This window comes from Limnohabitans sp. G3-2 (assembly GCF_002778275.1).
Classification (GTDB): Bacteria; Pseudomonadota; Gammaproteobacteria; order Burkholderiales; family Burkholderiaceae_C; genus Limnohabitans_A.
In genome coordinates this window covers 119,076-138,608 of record NZ_NESG01000003.1, presented here as the reverse complement: position 1 = coordinate 138,608, position 19,533 = coordinate 119,076, and the positions used below count along the sequence as shown (strand labels likewise).

Annotated in this window: 22 protein-coding genes; 5 read left to right on the top strand and 17 right to left on the bottom strand. The window is 57.4% G+C overall.

The window, feature by feature from the left end; translation table 11 throughout:
- The first annotated feature begins 170 nt into the window (after positions 1 to 170).
- The 4 genes from B9Z31_RS05125 to B9Z31_RS05110 are packed head-to-tail and all read left to right on the top strand — an operon-like array spanning position 171 to position 3,453.
- Positions 171 to 800 (top strand): SiaB family protein kinase, encoded by a 630-nt coding sequence (locus B9Z31_RS05125; protein ID WP_100118495.1) that lies wholly within the window; start codon positions 171 to 173, stop codon positions 798 to 800.
- Between the two features lie 11 nt (positions 801 to 811).
- Positions 812 to 1,192, top strand: coding sequence for a DUF1987 domain-containing protein (locus tag B9Z31_RS05120; RefSeq protein ID WP_100118494.1), 381 nt, complete (start codon positions 812 to 814; stop codon positions 1,190 to 1,192).
- Between the two features lie 19 nt (positions 1,193 to 1,211).
- On the top strand, positions 1,212 to 2,252 hold the full coding sequence (locus tag B9Z31_RS05115; RefSeq protein WP_100118493.1) for an adenylate/guanylate cyclase domain-containing protein: 1,041 nt from the start codon (positions 1,212 to 1,214) through the stop codon (positions 2,250 to 2,252).
- Positions 2,245 to 3,453 (top strand): SpoIIE family protein phosphatase, encoded by a 1,209-nt coding sequence (locus B9Z31_RS05110; protein WP_100118492.1) that lies wholly within the window; start codon positions 2,245 to 2,247, stop codon positions 3,451 to 3,453. Before B9Z31_RS05115 ends, B9Z31_RS05110 begins: the two co-directional genes overlap by 8 nt.
- Positions 3,454 to 3,538: 85 nt before the next feature.
- Here the strand turns inward: B9Z31_RS05110 and B9Z31_RS05105 are convergent, their stop codons facing one another.
- The 3 genes from B9Z31_RS05105 to B9Z31_RS05095 all read right to left on the bottom strand — a co-directional run bounded on the left by B9Z31_RS05105 (position 3,539) and on the right by B9Z31_RS05095 (position 5,495).
- The gene (locus B9Z31_RS05105) at positions 3,539 to 4,483 is read right to left on the bottom strand and encodes a hypothetical protein (protein WP_100118742.1); all 945 of its coding nucleotides are present in this window, start codon (positions 4,481 to 4,483) and stop codon (positions 3,539 to 3,541) included.
- 78 nt (positions 4,484 to 4,561) lie between these two features.
- Positions 4,562 to 5,197 (bottom strand): ParA family protein, encoded by a 636-nt coding sequence (locus B9Z31_RS05100; RefSeq protein WP_143473813.1) that lies wholly within the window; start codon positions 5,195 to 5,197, stop codon positions 4,562 to 4,564.
- 37 nt (positions 5,198 to 5,234) lie between these two features.
- Positions 5,235 to 5,495: a hypothetical protein gene (locus tag B9Z31_RS05095; RefSeq protein WP_100118490.1), complete on the bottom strand. Its 261-nt coding sequence runs from the start codon at positions 5,493 to 5,495 to the stop codon at positions 5,235 to 5,237.
- A 183-nt stretch (positions 5,496 to 5,678) separates the two neighbouring features.
- Here B9Z31_RS05095 and B9Z31_RS05090 point away from each other — a divergent pair, with 183 nt between their 5' ends.
- On the top strand, positions 5,679 to 6,455 hold the full coding sequence (locus B9Z31_RS05090; protein ID WP_100118489.1) for a hypothetical protein: 777 nt from the start codon (positions 5,679 to 5,681) through the stop codon (positions 6,453 to 6,455).
- A 292-nt stretch (positions 6,456 to 6,747) separates the two neighbouring features.
- On the opposite strand, the gene B9Z31_RS15475 is transcribed toward B9Z31_RS05090, so the two are convergent.
- From B9Z31_RS15475 to B9Z31_RS05020, 14 genes are all read right to left on the bottom strand, one after another.
- Positions 6,748 to 6,954 carry a hypothetical protein gene (locus B9Z31_RS15475; protein ID WP_158235656.1) on the bottom strand — a complete coding sequence of 69 codons (207 nt, stop codon included), beginning with the start codon at positions 6,952 to 6,954 and terminating at the stop codon, positions 6,748 to 6,750.
- A 109-nt stretch (positions 6,955 to 7,063) separates the two neighbouring features.
- Positions 7,064 to 7,621, bottom strand: coding sequence for a phosphonate degradation HD-domain oxygenase (locus B9Z31_RS05080; protein ID WP_100118487.1), 558 nt, complete (start codon positions 7,619 to 7,621; stop codon positions 7,064 to 7,066).
- 8 nt (positions 7,622 to 7,629) lie between these two features.
- Positions 7,630 to 8,436: a phosphonate ABC transporter, permease protein PhnE gene (phnE, locus tag B9Z31_RS05075; RefSeq protein ID WP_100118486.1), complete on the bottom strand. Its 807-nt coding sequence runs from the start codon at positions 8,434 to 8,436 to the stop codon at positions 7,630 to 7,632.
- 103 nt (positions 8,437 to 8,539) lie between these two features.
- On the bottom strand, positions 8,540 to 9,484 hold the full coding sequence (phnD, locus tag B9Z31_RS05070) for a phosphonate ABC transporter substrate-binding protein (protein ID WP_100118485.1): 945 nt from the start codon (positions 9,482 to 9,484) through the stop codon (positions 8,540 to 8,542).
- Positions 9,485 to 9,515: 31 nt separating this feature from the next.
- Positions 9,516 to 10,370 carry a phosphonate ABC transporter ATP-binding protein gene (gene phnC / locus B9Z31_RS05065; protein WP_100118484.1) on the bottom strand — a complete coding sequence of 285 codons (855 nt, stop codon included), beginning with the start codon at positions 10,368 to 10,370 and terminating at the stop codon, positions 9,516 to 9,518.
- 82 nt (positions 10,371 to 10,452) lie between these two features.
- A complete protein-coding gene (locus tag B9Z31_RS05060; protein WP_233200756.1) occupies positions 10,453 to 12,297 on the bottom strand; it encodes a TRAP transporter large permease subunit in 1,845 nt (614 codons plus the stop codon).
- Positions 12,294 to 13,328 carry a TRAP transporter substrate-binding protein DctP gene (gene dctP / locus B9Z31_RS05055; RefSeq protein ID WP_233200754.1) on the bottom strand — a complete coding sequence of 345 codons (1,035 nt, stop codon included), beginning with the start codon at positions 13,326 to 13,328 and terminating at the stop codon, positions 12,294 to 12,296. The genes B9Z31_RS05060 and dctP overlap by 4 nt, the downstream gene beginning before the upstream one ends.
- Positions 13,329 to 13,340: 12 nt before the next feature.
- Complete coding sequence (locus B9Z31_RS05050) at positions 13,341 to 14,219, bottom strand: TRAP transporter TatT component family protein (RefSeq protein ID WP_233200752.1); 879 nt, start codon at positions 14,217 to 14,219, stop codon at positions 13,341 to 13,343.
- Positions 14,220 to 14,315: 96 nt separating this feature from the next.
- A complete protein-coding gene (locus B9Z31_RS05045) occupies positions 14,316 to 15,485 on the bottom strand; it encodes an alpha-D-ribose 1-methylphosphonate 5-triphosphate diphosphatase (protein WP_100118481.1) in 1,170 nt (389 codons plus the stop codon).
- Complete coding sequence (phnL, locus tag B9Z31_RS05040) at positions 15,482 to 16,186, bottom strand: phosphonate C-P lyase system protein PhnL (RefSeq protein WP_100118480.1); 705 nt, start codon at positions 16,184 to 16,186, stop codon at positions 15,482 to 15,484. Before phnL ends, B9Z31_RS05045 begins: the two co-directional genes overlap by 4 nt.
- Before the next feature lie 17 nt (positions 16,187 to 16,203).
- Positions 16,204 to 16,992 (bottom strand): phosphonate C-P lyase system protein PhnK, encoded by a 789-nt coding sequence (gene phnK, locus B9Z31_RS05035; protein ID WP_100118479.1) that lies wholly within the window; start codon positions 16,990 to 16,992, stop codon positions 16,204 to 16,206.
- A gap of 1 nt (position 16,993) precedes the next feature.
- Positions 16,994 to 17,458 (bottom strand): GNAT family N-acetyltransferase, encoded by a 465-nt coding sequence (locus tag B9Z31_RS05030; protein ID WP_100118478.1) that lies wholly within the window; start codon positions 17,456 to 17,458, stop codon positions 16,994 to 16,996.
- Positions 17,455 to 18,387: an alpha-D-ribose 1-methylphosphonate 5-phosphate C-P-lyase PhnJ gene (locus tag B9Z31_RS05025; protein WP_100118477.1), complete on the bottom strand. Its 933-nt coding sequence runs from the start codon at positions 18,385 to 18,387 to the stop codon at positions 17,455 to 17,457. Before B9Z31_RS05025 ends, B9Z31_RS05030 begins: the two co-directional genes overlap by 4 nt.
- Positions 18,384 to 19,532, bottom strand: coding sequence for a carbon-phosphorus lyase complex subunit PhnI (locus B9Z31_RS05020; protein WP_100118476.1), 1,149 nt, complete (start codon positions 19,530 to 19,532; stop codon positions 18,384 to 18,386). The genes B9Z31_RS05025 and B9Z31_RS05020 overlap by 4 nt, the downstream gene beginning before the upstream one ends.
- Between the last annotated feature and the right edge of the window lies 1 nt (position 19,533).

Here is a 19,533-nt window from a genome sequence, read left to right as displayed (position 1 = left end):
GGGATGCGCAGGCTTCGCTTTTTGTCGACTGCCACAAGGCTTGCGCGAACGTGTCCCATGACGGCCCAGTCTGAGGAGATGGGCATATTATTTTTGACATATCCCCTTCACCTTCGTGTCATTTTTGACAATTAAATTTGATGGGTCTTCATTGTTTATGAGATCAACCCATGTCAACTGCACACAAGCTCAACGGCGCCTCCTTCTTGGAGCTTCGCCATCAATTGGAATCACGGGGCATCGTGTTTTCCTATTGCGGTTATTTGAATGAGAGCATCTTGTCTGGCATTGGCAATGCCTTGCAAAGCAAGATGGCCATTGACCAAACGGACCAAAAAATCTCGCGCGGCATCTTCTCTACCTTTGTAGAGCAAGTGCAAAACGTCATCCGTTATTCGGCCGAGACGATTGGCCCTGAAGAGCGTGCCAAATTAGAGCGAGAGGCCGCGTTGGCGGAGGGGCGCTCGGAAAATGAAGTGGACGACGGCGAACTCCGTTACGGTCTGATCACCATCGGCGAAACACCCGACGGCACCCGCTTCGTCACCTGCGCCAACCTCATCAAAAACGAAAACGTCGAGCGTGTTTCTGCGTCGCTTGAAAGCATTCGCGGACTCAACCGCAAAGAACTGACCACCTTGATGCGCGAGCATCTGAAGGCCGGCCCGCCCGAAGGCTCCAAGGGGGCAGGTGTGGGTTTCATCTCCATTGCACGCGAAGCCAATGGCAACTGGGAATACGACATGGTCCCCATGCCGGACGGTGAGTTCACATTCTTTTGCCTCGAAGCCTACTTTTAAGAGAGTCCGACATGGAAAAAATCGACATCGCAGCCACTGCACGCACACCCCATTTGAGCTTTGACCCTGCCACTGGCGTTTTTGTGCTCGAGGGTGAGTCATACCCTGAGGACACCAAGAAGTTTTACGACACCCCCTTGTCCCATGTTTACAGTTTTTTGGACACGAAGGTGGATGTCAAAGCGGTCTTCTCCTTCAAGCTCAAGTATTTCAACAGCTCATCGGCCAAAGTGCTGATGGACTTGTTCATGGCGGTCGAAGAATCCGCAGCCCGTGGCAACGAATTCAAAATCGAATGGCACTACGCCTCTGACGACGACAACATGCAAGAACTGGGTGAAGAGTTCGCGGAAGAACTCGACAAAGCCGAGTTCGCCATGGTGGCTTTTTGAACCTCACTGAAAGGCTGGCGTGACCGATTCTTTTTTGGCCAAAGAACAGTCGGTATTGATCGAAAGCGAAAAACTTCTGACCGATACGCCTGAGCAGGTCACGCCTGATGTCTATGCCAAACTGATTGCTGATTACGGCCGATTGCTGAAAAACTTTTCACGCATGATCCGGATCAGCGACAGGAATGAGCTTCGCCTTCAGGCCGTTTCAGATGAGCTGGAAATTGAGAAGAAAAAACTGGAAGGCGTGGCCGACCAGTTGGCGAAATATTTGCCCCGGCAAATTTACGATTCGATTTTCAAAGGCGACCAGTCCTTGGAAATCAAAACCCAACGAAAACTGCTGACCGTATTTTTCTCAGACATCCAAGGGTTCACGCACATCTCCTCGGTCATCCAGCCTGAGGTCTTGACCCACTACATCAACGCGTACTTTTCGGAAATGTCCGACATCGCCGCCAAGTACGGGGGCACGATCGACAAATACATCGGTGACGCGATGATGGTTTTTTTTGGCGATCCAGACAGCCGTGGCCCCCAAGAAGACGCCTTGGCCTGCGTGCGCATGGCCTACGAAATGCAGGAGCGCTTGGCAGAGTTGCACATCCAGTGGGAGCGCGAAGGTCTGCAACACCCCTTCATCACGCGCATCGGCATCAACACGGGTTACTGCAATGTGGGCAATTTTGGTAGCCACAGTCGCATGGCGTACACCATCTTGGGTGGCGAGGTCAATTTGGCCGCCCGAATTGAAAGCAAATGTGAACCTGGTGGCGTTTTGATTTCGCACGAGACCTACGCACAAGTGAAGGATTTTGTGGAGGTGTCTGAGCGCGATTTGTTGGAACTCAAAGGCATTGCCTTGCCTGTGAAAACTTATGCCGTCGTCAAAGTGAGCGACACCAACCGCTCACACACCTCTGAATTACGCCTCGATTTAAAGGGCCTGGACAAAATGATCATCAAACCCGGCAACTTGTCCATGCCCGACCGTTTGAGCCTCGTGGCTCGTCTTCGCGATATGGCCAACACTTTAGAAGGAATCCAGTCCCATGATTGAGCAAAAAGTCCGATCCATCTTGCGCCAGCAAGAGGGCATTCTTGAAACTGAAAAGTGCGGTGTCATCATCGCCAACTTCAGAAAAGACGATGACCTGTTGGTCGTGCCCGTCTTTACCGCCAACAAACAAGCCATTGGCCTGATTGACCGTCAATCGGCGTTGTCCACAGCGTCGAACCCGTTGCACTTCTCGGTGTACCAAAACCGCAGCGCCAAGATGCTGGTGCAAGAAGTCTTTCCGATTTTTGACATCGAAACCAGCATCGACGTGGCGTCGCAAAAAATGTTGGAAATGGGTCTGTCCCTGAGCACAGGTGGTTTTCTCATCACCGAAAACGGGGCATATGCCGGCATCGGCATCAACACCGACATGCTCAACTACCTGGTGGAGGCCAACCATGCACGGGCAGAAGCCTTGGCCGAACTGCACACCGAAATGATGGACAGCGTGAACTACGCCGGTCGCATCCAATCGAGCTTGTTGCCCAACCGTGTTGCGCTGCAAGACGGTCTGCGCTCGGTGGGTGTTTTGTGGGAGCCGCGCGATGTGGTGGGCGGTGACGTGTATTGGCGCACCGAAGAAGACTTTGAGGGTTGCTTCACCCTGGCATTGATCGATTGCACGGGCCATGGCGTTCCAGGATCGCTCATGTCCATGTTGGTCGTGAGCGTGCTCAACCGCATCTACTCCGAAAAACCCGATATCGGGCCGGGCGAAGCCCTGGCCAAATTGGGCAACTTGGTGCGCACCGCGCTCAACCAAGACCGTGAAGACTGCCAGTCCAACGACGGCTTTGACGCGGGTTTGTGCAAAATCAACATGCAGAAAAAGACCGTGTCCTTCTCGGGCGCGCGAACCAATTGCTTCATCGTTCCCAAAGAAAACACGTCCATCGTCCGTTTGTTGGGCGAAAAGCAAGCCTTGGGCTATCCCGGTCAAGTGCCGTACACGGCTTTGGAAGAATACGAATTGCCTTTGGACAACTGCCAAACGTTCTTCATGGCCTCCGATGGCGTGCTCGACCAACCCGGTGGTGAATACAGCCGCGCCTTCGGTCCGCGCCGTTTGTTGCAGCATTTGGAGTCAAACCGCCATTTGGGCGCTGAGGCCTTGATGATGCAAACCAAAACGGTGGTGGACCAGTGGCGTGGCCAAGAAACCCGTCGCGATGACGTCTCAGCACTGGCTTTCTCGGTCTAAGGCATGTGCCTTGGTGTGTCTGTCAAAGCAAGGCCTTTGACAGACACCCCTCGTGCCTCTCTACGTCAAGCACAAACTGGTTGGGTCAGCGGGCTGGAGCAATCAAGGCAAATGAAAAGCTGGCGTCTTGGACAGTCACTTTGACAGCGCGGACATCTGAGGCACCCGGCACAATCAGGCGTGTCACATTTTTCAGAGGTTTCTTGTCGAGCTGGAACGGCTGGTCAATCCTGAACTGGTGACTGTCACCGTGGACCAGCAAAACCGGCTTGCCCCAGTTGTTGGCCATCGGCAGCAGGGTTTGGCCTATGCTGTTTCGAAATCCTGACCAAGCCGGAAAATCTTCCCACGGTGTTTTGTTTTCCAACACATCGGCTTGGAACGAAAAGACCACGGCAGATGCGTTTTGAAGGCGGGCTTGTTCAAACGTTGAAGTGATCCACGCCACGTTGGCCGCATCGCGCTCAAAAAACTCTCGGTTTGCAGCGATATGGCGGCTTTCCAAGTTGTTGTTGCTGCCCACAATGTGCAAGGTGGCAAACAACACGCCTTGGTGCATCCACCGGACGTTCTCAACAAATGGTGCAAATGGGGTCGCCTTGTCCAGCGACTGGTTGTGCACGGGCAGGGGCTTTGTGCCCAAGGATTGGCCAGGTGAAAAGAACCTTTGCCGCAATGCGGCAAGTCTTTCTAAGGGATCAAACGAGCCGTTGTTACTTCGGTGGCAATCGGTCCATTCGTTGTCACCCGGTGTGTAGACCACAGCCTCCTTGAACCGCTGAAAGTGCGCCAGCTGATGGGCGAATTCCTCGTCGCTGCACAGCGTCGACCCTGATTTGAAGTCACCCACATGGACTGAAAACGCCGGTGCCTCCTGATTGATGCGGTCAATCAAGGACCGGTAAGGCCCGTAGGCTTTTTCAGGCGAACCGTAAGGCAAATCACCCAAGGCGACAAAGCTGAACGCAGACTGAGCTTGGACGGTGGCGACGAAACAGAGCCAACAAACCCCAATGACTTGACGCAGCATGCGCATCCTCTCCCACCAAAAAGCCAAAATACCATTGTCCATGCCCCGAATGAAAGGGGCATGACAAAGCCAGCCGTTCTATGACTGGCCCAATGCCAATGTCATCATGGCCATTTCGACCTCTTTGGCGGCTTGCTTGAGGTGCGGGTTGCGGGTTTCGCTGCCAGCCCGTCCCACATCCAGGTCGGCTTGAAAACCATCTCGTTCAGGCCAAACGGCATTGAGCATGTCAAAACCTGCTTCTGAAATGGTGGCTTCGGCTTGCTCAAGCAGGCGTTCAGAGCGGCCTGTTTTGGACAGCACAATCACGATCTTGTTGCTCACCGACCGGGTCTTCGCCAGTCGACGGGCCAAGGCCAAGGTGGGGCGCAGATCGTCCATGGACGTGCCCGTAGGCAAGAAAACGACGTCACTTTCTTTGCTGACATCTTCGGTCAACTCGTCCGCAAAACCTCTTGTGTCCACCACCACCAAGTCAAAGTCAGTGACCGTTTTGCGCAGTTTCTTCAAGCTTTTGAAGGCACGCGCTTCAATGTCGGGCTCAATGCCATGTCGCATTCGCATGGCACTCCATTCGAGACACGTCAACTGCTCCAGGTCGAAATCACCGATCAAGACCTTGTGCTGTTCTCTCGCAGCGGCAACCGCCAAAACACGGGCCAAAGTGCTTTTGCCCACACCGCCCTTTTGTCCCACAAACGATGCAATGCGCATGGCCTGGTTTCCTTGGTTCACCAGCAATGGTTTGAGGTTATTTTTTAGATTTGGCCAATGACAAGGCTTGCTGCGCCATGTCGAAGGTCTTGGCCTTGCCCATGTAATAGCGGTCCAAGCGCCACTCTTGCAGGATGTCCATGGCCAATTGGAAATCGGGCGAATCCAACAGGTAGAGGTCCTTCATCGAAAAGTCCACTTCCTCTACCAATGAGAGGATCAAACGCGAAAAAATTTGAGCCGTTTGCTCCTGAGGATTTTGCTCAATGACGAGTCGAACTTTTTTGATGGCACGCATCTACTGACCTTTTTGACAAAGAAACCATTTTCCTGGTGACTCAGCGGTCACTTATGAAGTTTTTATGAAGGAGGCATGACAGTTATTTGCCCATCTCTTAGGGTTCTATTGGAATTTTTGTATGACTTGGCCGCACGAATTTGCAACGCAAAGTTCATCGGCGTGTCATCTTGATGTCGGACCATGCAGTATTTGGGTTTTACAGCCATTCTCATGAAGTCAACGTTGAAAAAAGTCTTGATCGTGGGCAGCGCCCCCGATGCGATTCAGGTTGCCGACTGGGACACCTCGTGGTTTTCTCACACGGTCGTGATCAACAATGCTTGGAAAGCTTGCTCTTCTTGGAATTGTTGGATCTATCCAGAAGATTTCCCGTCAGACAAGCACCCCGATGCGCAGGATCTGGGCAACAAGAAAGTGGTCACGGCCCAAGATTTTGTGCCTGTTCAAAATCAGTTCGGGGGCTTTGTCTATGCCGGTGGCACCATGTCTTTCACGGCTGGCTATTGGGCACTTGGCGCATTGCGCCCAGATGTCATTGCTTATGTGGGTTGCGACATGGTTTACAACCATGGGTCTGGCCAAGCCACACACTTTTACGGCACCGGTACAGCCGACCCACTGCGATCCGATGTCACCCTTCAAAGCCTTGAAGCAAAGTCTTTGCGATTGAAAGCCTTGGCCAGCCGGGATGGCTGTGCAATTGTCAATTTGTCTCAGCAACCCCATTCCAGACTGTCTGTTCCGCGCATGTCGCTTGACGTGCTCGAACAAATGAACCAGCCACTCCACCCTCAAGGCATCGATCAGGCGGCGGTTCGCCTTGCACTGCAGGCCGAAAATGATCTTGGCTATTGGGTTGAATCGGGCAGGTATTGGGAAGAGTCCGAAAAATTTGATCGCGAGAAATTGCGCGCCATTGATTCACTTTGGCTGGCCACCGCCTGCCATGCGGCTTGACTTCATCCACGAATTTTCCAGGAGTCTCTCCATGCCAACACCCACCAAACGCGTCATCCCGCTTGCACCCGATTCCATATTGGCGACAGATGGTCTTCGCTACAAGTTCAAAGGGGGGGGCTCGCCATTTCAGGACTCGGCCAATATGTCGACCATGAGTTGTTTCCGGTGCGGGCAACACCGACCCCGGGCGCTGGGAACGTTCACACGCTTGCTGAACCAGCGCATGTTTTTATGCCAAGAATGCACCCCGAAAGTGATCAAGCCCCGCGCTTGAATGGGGGCTGATCATTCAAATGAATTTTTCCGAAAGCGCGGATGAACCGCTTTCTTGCCATTGTCTGCAGCTGTCACTGGGTTGAACGGGACGGTAAAGGGCGACATGGCGCACTTGGACCGACCGGCCATGAGGCTCAAAACCACATTTGAATTGCGTATCTGACGCATCTGAAAGCATCAGAAATGCACAGGTCTGACAGGTGTGATGGGCGCTGTTCATGAACTTCACCTCCGGTTGGATGCCTGAATTTATCAACGCCATTTGACAAAGTCGCGACACCGAGCGGCGTCTGCGCCCAGGCCCCGCCAGCCCAGGTGAATCTAGAAGGTCAAGCCCTCAATGCCACCTGTTGAAAGTGGGTGTTGTAGTGGGCCAAGTCGGGCACCACCTTGGCGGGCACCTTGGCCAGGTCGTCGTAGCGGCGCAGGCGCACCGCTTCTTCTGCGAAGGGTTGGGCGATGAAGGTTTCGGCTTCGGCCTCGGTGAACACGCCGCCTTGCTGTTCCAAACTGTGCTTGGATGCGGGGGACAGATCAGCCCAGTACCCGGGGTCGATCAAGCACAGGTAGCGCTTGGCATCGACGTGCATGCGGATCGGCTCCAGAACCGCATCTGGAAACAAGTTGCGAATGAACGGCAGGGCCATGAACTGGTGCAAATCGTCTTGCTGGGTGTTGTGCTCTTTCAGGCCGTCTCGTTCGGCCGCCAGCAAATGCCCCAAGTCGTGCAGCAAGGACGCCACCACGGTTTCTGGCGATTCGCCGGCTCTCTCAGCAAGGTCAGCGCACTGCAGGGCGTGCTCCAGCTGGTTGATGGCCTCCATGCCGTACTGGTTTTGGCCACGGCTTTCTAACAAAGTGATCACTTCCGACAAAGACAAGGACATGGTGCACCTCAAACAAAGAATTGGCGAATGCGTGCGGATACCAGATCAATCACGCTCACGGTCACGATGATGATGAGCATCACGGCACAGGTTTCGGCGTACTGAAAGCCGCGAATGATTTCCCAGAGCACCACCCCGATGCCACCTGCACCCACCATGCCCACGACCGATGCAGAACGCACATTGGACTCAAAGCGGTAGAGCGTGAAAGAAATCCAAAGCGGCATGACTTGCGGGATCACGCCATACACAATTTCGTGCATGGCCGATGCACCGGTCGAACGAATGCCTTCCACGGGTTGTGGATCAATCGCCTCAACAGCCTCTGAAAACAACTTGGCCAAAATGCCTGAGGTGTGAATCCACAGAGCCAGTACCCCCGCAAAAGGGCCCAAACCCACCGCCACGACGAACAACATGGCAAACACCATTTCGTTGATGGCACGAAATGAATCCATCAAGCGACGCACAGGCTGGTACACCCACCATGGGACGATGTTCGATGACGCCAACAAAGCCAAAGGCACAGCCGTGACCACCGCCAGCGCCGTGCCCCACAAAGCAATCTGCAAGGTGATGACCATCTCGTCCACGTACATGCGCCATTGCCGGAAATTGGGTGGAAAAAATTCGGCGGCGTACTGGCTCATGTTGCCCGAGTCTCTGAACAACTCGGCAGGGCGCATGTCCGCCCCTTTCCAAGACGCAGCGAGCAACAAGAGCAAAAGTGCCCACGAAAAATACCAAGTCAAGCTTCGCTTGGGCGACGCTGTTTTGGCCAAATCGTGCAGTGGGGGATGGGTGACAGTGGACATGGGACTCAATTCACATCAAATGGACCCAACATGCGGTCCATAAAAATGTGGCTTCGACATGCACAGGTGGTGCACGGCGAAGCCAACATCAAGGGCGGTCAAATTACTTCAGTGCAGCCAATTTTTGGTCGATGTCGGCCAGCTTGGTTTGCTTTTCAGCGGCAGACAAGGTGGTGTCGCTTTCGACTTTGTTACGCTGGCCAAAGAAGTCCAGCTGACGAATGGGCTTGAGCTGTTCGTTGGTGGAAGCCTTGAAGCCAGAAAATTTGGAGATCTTCATCACGATGTCTTTTTCACGGGCATCGGTCTTGGCGTAGTTGTAAAAGAAGGTCTTGATTTTGGTCTTGGTTGCTTCGGGCAAGTTCTTGCTCATGACCAAGGGGTCCAAGGGAATCAAAGGTGAAGTCCAGATGATTTTGATTTCATTGAACTTGGCGGGTTGACGCTCTTTGATTTTGTCCAGGTTTTCGCTGTTGTTGGTGGCCACATCGACTTGTTTGTTGGCCACTGCCAAGGCATTGGCTTCATGGTTGGCACTGCGTGCGATTTTGAAAGCCGTTTTGGCGTCCACTTTGTTTTGGGCAAACACATAAAAGCCTGGAACCAGGAAACCCGATGTCGAGTTGGGGTCGCCATTGCCGAAGCTCAGATTTTTGGCGTTGCTGAACAGGTCGTTCAGGTTCTTCAAGGGGCTGTCCTTGTGCACGATCAGGTGCGAGTAGTAGCCCTGTGTGCCGTCGGCGTTGACCATCTGGGCAAATACTTCTGCGTTGGAGCGGTCCACAGCTTCCATGGCCGACTTATTCCCCATCCAGGCGATTTGCACTTTGTTGAAGCGCATGCCTTCAATGATGCCGGCGTAGTCAGGGGCGAAAAATGCCTTGACCTTGAGGCCAGTTTGCTTTTCCATGTCGTCCAGCAAGGGCTGCCAGTCGGCTTTCAGGTTTTGCGTGGCTTCGGTAGAAATGATGCCGAAATTGACTTCTTGCGCCATGGCGGCTGTGAAGCTCAGGCCAATGGCCAAAGCAGCGAAAGTTTTCTTGAACATGTAAAAGCTCCAGTGAGGTTGAAAGAATGAATCAGGCGGCGTGGGCCAAGGTGTTGGACCACGCCAAAGTTGGGGCAGGTGTCTGTGCTTGGGCAGAAACGAGCAGCTCGCTGCCACTCAAAAACTCGTCGGCCTGCATGCCGTAGAGGTCACGCAGCAAAGCGGGTGTCAGGGCAGCTGCAGGGCCGTCGTAAATCACCTGGCCTTGGTTCAAGGCGATCACGCGGGGGCAATAGCGAATGGCCATGTCCACCTGGTGCAAGGACACGATGACCGTGCGGCCGTCTTCGCGCTGAATGGTGGACAAAATTTCCATCACTTTGCGCGAAGATTCAGGGTCCAGTGACGCAATTGGCTCATCCGCCAGGACCAGCTTGGCACCCTGCACCAAGGTGCGGGCAATGGCGGCGCGTTGCTGCTGGCCGCCCGACAGGGTGGAGGCGCGTTGTGGGTGGCAATCCAAAATGCCGACGCGCTCCAAGGCGGCCAAGGCGGCCGAACGCTCTTGCGCATTGAACCAGCCCATCACGCCGCGCAGCCAAGGCATGGCATGCAAGCGCCCCACCAGCACATTCACCAAGACCGGCAAACGGTCCACCAAATTGAACTGCTGGAAAACAAAGCCGACTTGGGAGCGGATGGTGCGGATGTCACCGACGATGCGGCCTTCTTTTTGCACGCAATGGCCGTTCACTTCGATCACAGAACCCGGTCCGGCATCGGCCGCCAAGAGGCCCGCCACCATGCGCAACAAGGTCGATTTGCCCGAGCCCGACGCACCGATCAGGGCCACCATTTCCCCGTCTGCAATGTTCAGGTCAATGTCGCGCAGAGCATGTTTGCCGTTGGCAAAATGCTTGTTGAGATTTTGGATGCGCAAGGCCATGATGACTCCGAAAGATGTCTATACAAGCGCAGTTTGAACAGGCTTTGTGACAGGCTTTTGACACCTTTGGGAAGATTGAATGTCACGCCCTGAACCATTCAGGCAAGCCCGTTGCCAACCAGGGCACCGAAGCAATGGCCAAAGTGCCCAAGAAGATGGCCAGCAAAGCGGGCAAGACGGCTGTTGCCACCTCGCGCACGGGTTTGCCAAACATGGCGGACGAAAAGAAGATGTTCATGCCAGCGGGTGGGCACAAGAAGCCCATTTCCATGGCCGCTAAGAACACAATGCCGAAATGCACCGGGTCGATGCCATAGCTCATGGCCACAGGCAGCAACAAGGGCACCAGCACCACGATGGCGGCATAGATCTCCATGAGCGCTCCGGCCAGCAGCAAAAAGACTGTCAGTGCCAGCATGAACATGAATTGGTTGGGGATGGCGCTTTGCACCGCCTCTATGGCCGCATCCGGGATGCCCGCGTCAATCAGGTAATTGGTCAACGCCAAAGCCATGCCCAAAATCAGCAAGACACCGCCGATGATTTGGGCTGATTCGCTCAAGCATTTGCCCAGCAAGCGCAGCCCCAACTCCCGGTGCGCCCAAGCTTGCGTCAAGATGGCATACAAGGCGGTGACGGCAGCACTTTCGGTGGGTGTGGCCAAGCCACTGACCAAAGAACCGATGGCCACCACGGGCGCCAAAATTTCCCATTTGGCAGCCCAGGCCGCAGGCCAAAACCGAAGGGTGTTGGCCGCGGGTGCTGCAGGATCAGGGACAGCGCTTGGTCGGCTCCCAGGCGCACGCCGCAAATAGCCGCCAAAGACCAACAAGAAAACCACCATCACCAAGGCCGGCAACAAACCCGCCAAGAACATGGTGTTGATGGGCACACGGGCAATGATGGCGTACATGATGAGCGGCACCGAAGGCGCCAACAACACCCCCAGCGCACTGGCACTGGTGACCAAGCTGATGCCACGCCCCTCGGGGTAACCGGCGTTGCGCAACAAAGGCAGCAGCAAACCGCCCAGGGCCAAGATGGTCACGCCACTGCCCCCCGTAAATGCCGTGAAACAGGAGCACAGCACGGCGCTGGCCACCACGGTGCCGGTGGTGCCTTGCCCCATGAGGGCCACAAACAATTGCCCCAAGCGTTGGGCCGCACCTGTGCGGGCAAACACCAGGCCTGCCAAGGTGAACAAGGGCAATGCCGGCAAGGAAGGGTTCACGGTGATTTGGTAATGGGACAGCGCCACCGTTGCCAGGGGCATGCCGTCTTGCCAAAACAAGGCCAAAGCCAAACCCCCCAAGACTGCGAAGATGGGCGCGCCAGCCAGCAAGGCCGCCCCCAACAACAAGGCGCAGGGCCACAAAGGGACGGAGGCACCGTCGAATTGCGCGGCCAAGCCGGCACCGCACAAGGGCAAGAGCACACCCAACACGCCGCGCAGCACAGTACCCCGGGCAATGCGGGCACCCAACTTGAAACCCAACAAGGCAAAACCCACCGGCATGCTCGCCTGTATCCACCATGTGGGTACACCGTAGGCCAAGACTTGCGCCACCTCGCGCTCACTGTCCACCAGTCGCCAGCTGCTCATGGCCAGCATGCCGCAGACCCCCGCAGCCAGGCCATGGCCCAGTCCATCGGCCCATGCCCGATGCACCGCTTTGCCACTGAAACCACCCCCCAGGGTCGTCAAGTGGCCATGCCGCTCAGCGGCCAGTGCGCCCCACATGGTCAGCACCAGCCCCAAGTGCTGCACCAACACCGGGGCGTTTTCGATGCCACGGCCCATCCAAGGTCGCATCAGAATTTCAAACACCGGGATCAGCACCATCAACAGCAATGCGGTCGAAGACAGCGTCTCGTCCAGCGGTGCCCAGTGCTTTGGGCGCTGCACCATGCTCAGCAAACGCTTCACTTGGCTTTGCCAGTGCGGAAGGTTTTGATGTGGGCCATGACTTCATCGAAAGTCTCGGCAGGCACCATGGTGCCGCGGATGCGCGGATACAGCTTGTCGGCCAACTCGTTCCATTCTTTCATTTGATCGGCGTTGGGCTTGTGCACGGTGAGGCCGCGCTTTTTCATCGCGTCAACGGCCTCTTCGACCTCTTGGCGAGCCTTGGTGCGAATTTGTGCACCGGCTTTGTCGCTGGCCGTGCGTACGGCCTGCTGAACTGCTGGCGACATGTCGTCCCAGGCTTTTCGGGTCACCACCAAAGCGCCCACAATCGGTGCCCAGTTGATCTCCAGCATGTGCGGCGCGGTGTTGTACACCTGGGTGGCCAAAGCAAAGTAAGGCGTGGAGGGGACCACATTGATCATGCCCGTCTGGATCGCGGGCAAGATGTCTGTGGTCTCCAAGGGCACCGGGGTGTAGCCCAGGCTTTTCATGATGGCTTGCTGGTCGGGCTCGGAGCCCCATGCAAAGAACTTCATGCGCTTGTAATCGTCGGGTCTGACGGCCGCTTCTTTGGAGAAGAACCGCACCCAACCCGCGTCGCCCCAAGCCAAGACCACAAAGCCTTTGTCCAAAAACTTCTTTTCCATGGCCAGGCGCATTTTCTCGCGCACGTAGTCCAGCTCTTCCCAGTTGCGAAACAACAGGGGCATTGACTGCAGGGCCGCGATGGAGGGTTCAATTTCACGCAAACCCACCACCGACAACAAGGCCCCTTGCAGCTGTCCAATGCGCATGCGGCGTGCCATTTCGGCCTCGCCGCCTTGGCTGCCATCGGGGTAGACCAGGAACTTGGCGCCCGCACCTTGCGCCGTCCGCCAGCTCTCAGCAATGTCGAGCAATTGGCGGTGGTACAAAGAATTTTTCGGGACCAAAGACCCGATGCGCAAGGATTTTTCAGCAGCTTGAGACCCTGAAGCATTCAGGAGCAGCAAGCCCAGCAGCAAGGCGCTCGCACATTTTTTCCATACAGGGCCATGCATCCAACGCATCATTGAGTCCATTCAAAAAAGATCATCTGCACTGTCCAGCAGCCACTGCGCACGGTGACGCATCACTTGGCTGGACACATCCATGCGCTGAGCACTCACCGACAAGGCCTGTTGCAACAGGGCTTCAAAGGCTTGACGATCACCCGCGGGCTGCGCTATCGCCTCGGCTTTGGCTACATAAGGGGCTGGGTTTTGGCCGTCACCGGCCTGAATGGCTTGGTCGAAGTAGGCGGCGGCCTTGACCATGGAACCACCGGGCCGTGCCGCCTCGAAGTTGCCCATGAGGCTGGCCGCAGCGCCTTGGCCAAAGCTGGGCGAGGTGCGCCAAACACCTTCCGCCAAACGAACCGCCAAAGGCAAGTCGGCCACGGCATCCGGATCGTCTTTGGACAAGGCAATACAGGCCCCCCAAGACGCCGCTGCCCAATAGGCCACGCCCAATTGTTCGGGTTTGATCATCCCAGCGGGCAGGCCCGTGGGTTGGGCCAAAGCCGCCATCAATCCAGGCTGAGAAAGGACCAAGGCGGCCATGGCATGGCGGTGCGCTCGCTGGTAAAGGCGACGGGCACGTTCGTTGAGTTGGTGTGCAGCTTTGGCGTCTTGACTCACCAAACGCTCGGCTTCCGAGGCCACAAAGGCATAGGCATATTGCGTGAAACCTGAAGCCACCGATTCGGCCAAAGCCAAATGCCCCGGCGACTGTCGCAGCAAAGACTCGGACAACTTCAGATAAAAAGCACTGGCCTCACGGGCCAGACCGATGTCTTGTTCTTCGGCCTGGCCTTGCGCCGACAGTGCGTCGGCCGCACCATTGACCAGCAATTGACGTGGCACACAAGCGCTCAAGCCAAAAGCCAACACCAGCAGGGCCGTACACCTGATGAGGCGCATGAGATCAATCAAGATGGGCATCCGAGAAAAATGTCAGTTTATGTACAGTGCATGAAAAATGCGTGACAAACATTTGGGGTCGCGTGCATCAGGCGGTCAAAGGACCCGAATGCCTTCTCGCCACACCGCACGCACCACCGCATGGCGTTGGCCTTGGGCCATCTCCACCACACGCACCTGGATCAAATCAGCCCGCAAGCCCTGGGCAATCTGGCCCCGGTCTTTCAGGCCTGTGGCTTGCGCCGGGTTGTGCGAGACAGTGGCGACGGCTTGCGGCAGGGTCAAGATGCCGTCGTCCACCAACCGAAGCACGGCGCTCAGCATGCTGCCGGGCACGTAATCGGACGACAAAATGTCAAGCAGGCCGTGACGGGCCAACTCGGACGCGGCCACGTTGCCGGAATGCGAGCCGCCCCGCACCACGTTGGGCCCACCCATCACATTGAGCAAGCCATGCGTGTGCGCGGTACGCGCCGCCAACAAAGTGGTCGGAAACTCCGACATGCTCGCGCCTTCTGCGTGGGCCTGTTCCACATGGGCCACGGTGGTGTCGTCATGGCTGGCCAAGGCGATGCCGTGGCTGCGGCAGTAATCCACAAAATAGGCACGGTGCGGCTGGGCATAACGGTCTTGCAACTCGGCAGACAAGGCCACTTGGCGTTCAAACTTTTCGTTGGACCAGCCTTTTTTGCCGGTGTAGTACACCCGGGCCACCTCGATGTTTTCCCATTGGCGCTGCCCTGGCGTGTGGTCCATCAGCGAAATCAGCGACAGTCGTGGATGACCCTGAAAGGGCTTGAACAAATCGATGGTGTTGGGCGCAGGCAACTCGCAGCGCACATGCAAATGGTGGTCGGCCCGCAGCAGGTTTTGCTGGGTGCACTGCTCGATCGTGCTGATCACCGTGTCCCAGGTGCTGCCGCGCAAGCTGTCGGGGTCGGCATCGCCCACGCCCAATGCGTCAAACACGGTGGTGATGCCCGCAGCCGTCACTTCGGCGTCGTGCGCGATCAAGGCGGGCATTTCGGCCCACTGCACTTTGGGCCGAGGCATGAGGTGGCGCTCGAAGTTGTCGGTGTGCATCTCGACAAAACCGGGCATGAGGTAGTCGCCCTCCAGGTCCCAGCCTTGCGCGTCAGAGGCGGGGCCCTGGTCCACCGAATGGATGCGACCGCCCTGGGCGGCCACACTGCCTTGCACCACTTCGGTGGGCAAGACCAAGCGGGCATTTTTGAAGACGGCGGAACCCAACATCGCTTGGCTCATGCGGCGCTCCTGAACTGGGCCACATCGATGCGGCGCGTGGCCACTGCAGCGCCCACATGCGCGTCATGGAAGATGCCCACCAATGCGGCACCCCGGCCCACGGCCTCATGGATCAAGTCGATCACGGTTTGGGTGTTGGCCGCATCCAGCGAAGCGGTCGGCTCGTCCAACAAAAGGATGGGGCGGGGTTTGATCATGTTGCGTGCAATGTTGATGCGCTGCTGTTCACCACCCGAGAAGGTGGCGGGGGGCAAGTGCCACAAGCGCTCAGGAATGCGCAAGCGGGTCAGCCACACACGGGCTTGTGCCCTGGCGGCTTCGATCGCCTCGGGCTGGTCCGCCGCGTCTTCGATCAAGGGCTCGGCCACGACATCCAGCGCCGACACCCGGGGAATGACGCGCAAAAACTGGCTGACATAGCCCACCGTGTCGCGGCGCATGCGCACCAACTCGCGGGGGGTCGCTTGCGTCAGATCCAGCACGCCGCCACTGGCTTGGCGCACTTCGATCTGACCACTGGTGGCACGGTAGTTGGCATAAATGAGTTTGAGCAATGTGCTCTTGCCCATGCCGGAGGGGCCGTCCAGCACCACGCACTCGCCCGCCCCCACCGACAAGTCCACTTGGTGGAGCACTTGCAGCTCGGCCCCATTTTGGTTGTGCAGCGTGAAGCGCTTGGACACCTGTTTCATGTGCAGCATAAAAAGCTCTCTGAGGTTCAAGGTTGCAAGACCGATGACACCAGCAATTGGGTGTAGGGGTGTTGCGGGTCGTCCAACACCTGGTCGGTGAGGCCGGCTTCCACCACTTGGCCACGCTGCATGACCATCATGCGGTGGGCCAACAAGCGGGCCACGGCCAGATCGTGGGTGACGATGACCACCGCCAATTGCATTTGGCGTGTGAGCTGGCGCAGCAAATCCAACAAGCGCGCTTGCACCGACACATCCAGCCCGGAGGTGGGTTCGTCCATGAACACCAAACGCGGCCGTGTCACCAAATTGCGTGCAATCTGCAGGCGTTGGCGCATGCCGCCCGAAAAGGTGCGGGGCACATCGTCGATGCGGGCCGCGTCAATTTCGACCCGTTGCAACCAGTCTTGCGCCGTGCTGCGCAGTTGGCCATAGTGCCGCTCGCCCAGGCCCATCAGGCGCTCGCCGACATTGGCCCCGGCCGACACGTCCATGCGCAAGCCATCGGCTGCGTTTTGGTGCACAAAGCCCCAGTCGGTGCGGGCCAGCAAACGCTGCTGCGCTTCGGTCATGCGGTAAATGTCTTGCAGCTGACCGTCGCGGCTCAAAAACTCGACCTGCCCGACATCGGGGCGGCTGCGTGCGGCAATCGCATTGAGCAAGGTGGTTTTGCCCGAGCCCGATTCACCCACCACGGCCATGACCTCACCTGGCCAGAGGTCGAAGCTGGCACTGTGCAGGGCGACGCGCTCGCCATAGCTTTTGCCCACACCGCGCACGCGCAGCAAAGGCAAGGGGTTGTCCAGAGTGTCCATCTCAAATCCCGATCACAAAACTGAAGCCGTGCCGCTGAAAACCCAGCGACTCGTAAAAGGCATGTGCGCGTTCGCGCTTTTGGTTGGACGACAGCACCAGCTTGTAACAACCGGCCAACCGCGCTTGCTGCTGCGCGTGCTGCATCATCTGCTGGCCAATGCCTTGGCCTTGCCGCGCGGCGCACACCACCACGTCTTCTACGATGGCCGAGGGCGTGCCCTGGTGCGCCAAGTTGTGCATGATGAGCAAGGCGTAGGTGCCGACCACGGCGCCGTCGTTGGCAGCATCGGATGCAAGCTCACACGCCACCCACAAACGGTAGCTGGGGTATTGGCGAAATTGGGCCAGCACCCTTTGGGCCTCATCGGGTGTCAACACCTTGCCGTTGTCCATGGCAGGCTGCGCGTACAAAGCCAGCACAGCGGGCAAGTCGTCCTCGGTGGCTTCGCGGATCAACAGGCTCATGGCGCCAACTCGTCCGTTGCTGGGGTGCCTACGATGCCTGCTTCGTCCTGACGGGTTTGGCAGTGATCGGAGTCGGAGCAGACATGCATGCGTGCGCCCTTGTCATCGGTGATGACTTCGTCCAAAAACGAGTCGGTGGCGCCGCACAGCGCACAAGCGGCGTTCCACTGTTGCACCTCAAACGGGTGGTCGTCAAAGGCCAGGCTTTCCACCGGGGTGTAAGGCGGGACCGCGTAGATGCGTTTTTCGCGGCCCGCACCAAACAGCTGCAGCGCCGGGTTCATGTGCATTTTGGGGTTGTCGAACTTTGGGATCGGCGAAGGCGACATGATGTAACGCTGGTTCACCATGACCGGGTAGTCGTAGGTGGTGGCGATGTGGCCGTAGCGCGCAATGTCCTCGTACAGCTTCACATGCATCAAGCCGTATTCGGCCAAACCATGCAGGGTGCGGGTTTCGGTCTCGCGGGGCTCCAGGCGCTGCATGGGCTCGGGCACCGGCACTTGGTAAACGATGATTTGCCCTTCGGTCAGGGGCTTTTCTGGGATGCGGTGGCGCGTCTGGATCAGCGTGGCCTCGTGCGTTCGGGTGGTGGTGTCCACACCCGCTGTGCGCTCGAAAAAGCGGCGGATGTTGACGGCGTTGACGGTGTCGTCCGAGCCTTGGTCAATGACCTTGAGCACGTCTTGCGGGCCAATCACCGAGGCGGTGACCTGGATGCCGCCTGTGCCCCATCCGTACGGCAGAGGCATCTCGCGCGAACCAAACGGCACTTGGTAACCCGGAATCGCCACAGCCTTCAAGATGGCGCGGCGGATCATGCGTTTGGTGCGCTCGTCCAGGTAAGCGAAGTTCACATCGGGTGCGGTGCTCTGCGGCAAGGCGTTGCGCAGGTCAGTCACTGCTGACCATTCGCTGGGGGCGTTCATGGTGTTTCCTTCAGGCGGGTGTCGGCTGTGGGTGCTGTGGCGCAAGCCATTTCAGGCGCATGGCCCTGCGCGCGCATCTTGCGCACCAGCTCCAGCTCCGACTGAAAATCCACGTAATGCGGCAACTTCAGGTGTTGCACAAAACCCGAGGCCTCCAAGCTGTCACTGTGCGAGAGCACGAATTCCTGCATTTGGGCGGGTGACTCGATGGCTTCACCCAATTCGTCGGCGCGCAAAGCGCGGTCGACCAAGCTCATGGCCATGGCTTTGCGCTCGCTGTGGCCAAAGGCCAAGCCGTAGCCACGGGTGAATTTCGGTGGCTCGGTCTTGCTGCCGCCAAACTGGTTGACCATCTCGCATTCGGTGATCTCGATGTCACCGATCGAGATGGCAAACCCCAGCTCCTCGGGTTCGATCTCGACCGCCACCTGCCCCAAGCGCACCTCGCCCACAAAGGGGTGGGTGTGTGAATAACCGCGCTGGGTCGAATAGGCCATGGCCAACAAAAAGCCTTCGTCGCCCCGCGCCAGGTTTTGCAAACGGGTGGCGCGACCCGCCGGAAAGCGCAGGGGCTCACGGGTCAAATCAGAAGGCGCGGGGTCGCCCGCCTGGGGCTCAAATTTTTCAATCAAGCCTTCTTGGTTGAGCAGGTCCACCACGCGAGGCACCGCTTCAGCGGCTGTGTCAGCCAGGGGTGCCGTGGCCACTTCTGGGGCTGGGCTGTCCAACGTTGGGGCCTCGGCCAACAAACTGAAATCGAGCAGGCGCTGGGTGTAGTCGTAAGTCGGGCCCAAGACCTGCCCACCGGGCAAGTCTTTGAAAGTGGCCGAAATGCGGCGGTCCAGTTGCATGTGGCTGGTGTCCAGCGGACAGGTGCTGCCCAGACGCGGCAAGGTGGCCCGGTAGGCACGCAACAGAAAGATGGCCTCGACCAAGTCGCCACTGGCTTGTTTGATGGCCAGCGCGGCCAGTTCGGGGTCGTAGACCGAGCCTTCGGTCATGACGCGGTCCACCGAGAGCTTGAGCTGCTGGCAGATCTGGCTCACGGTGAGTTCGGGCTGCAAAGGGTCACCCCGGCGTTGTGCGGCGAGCAACTTGTAGCTGTTGAGGATGGCGGTTTCTCCGCCTTTGACGGCAACGTACATG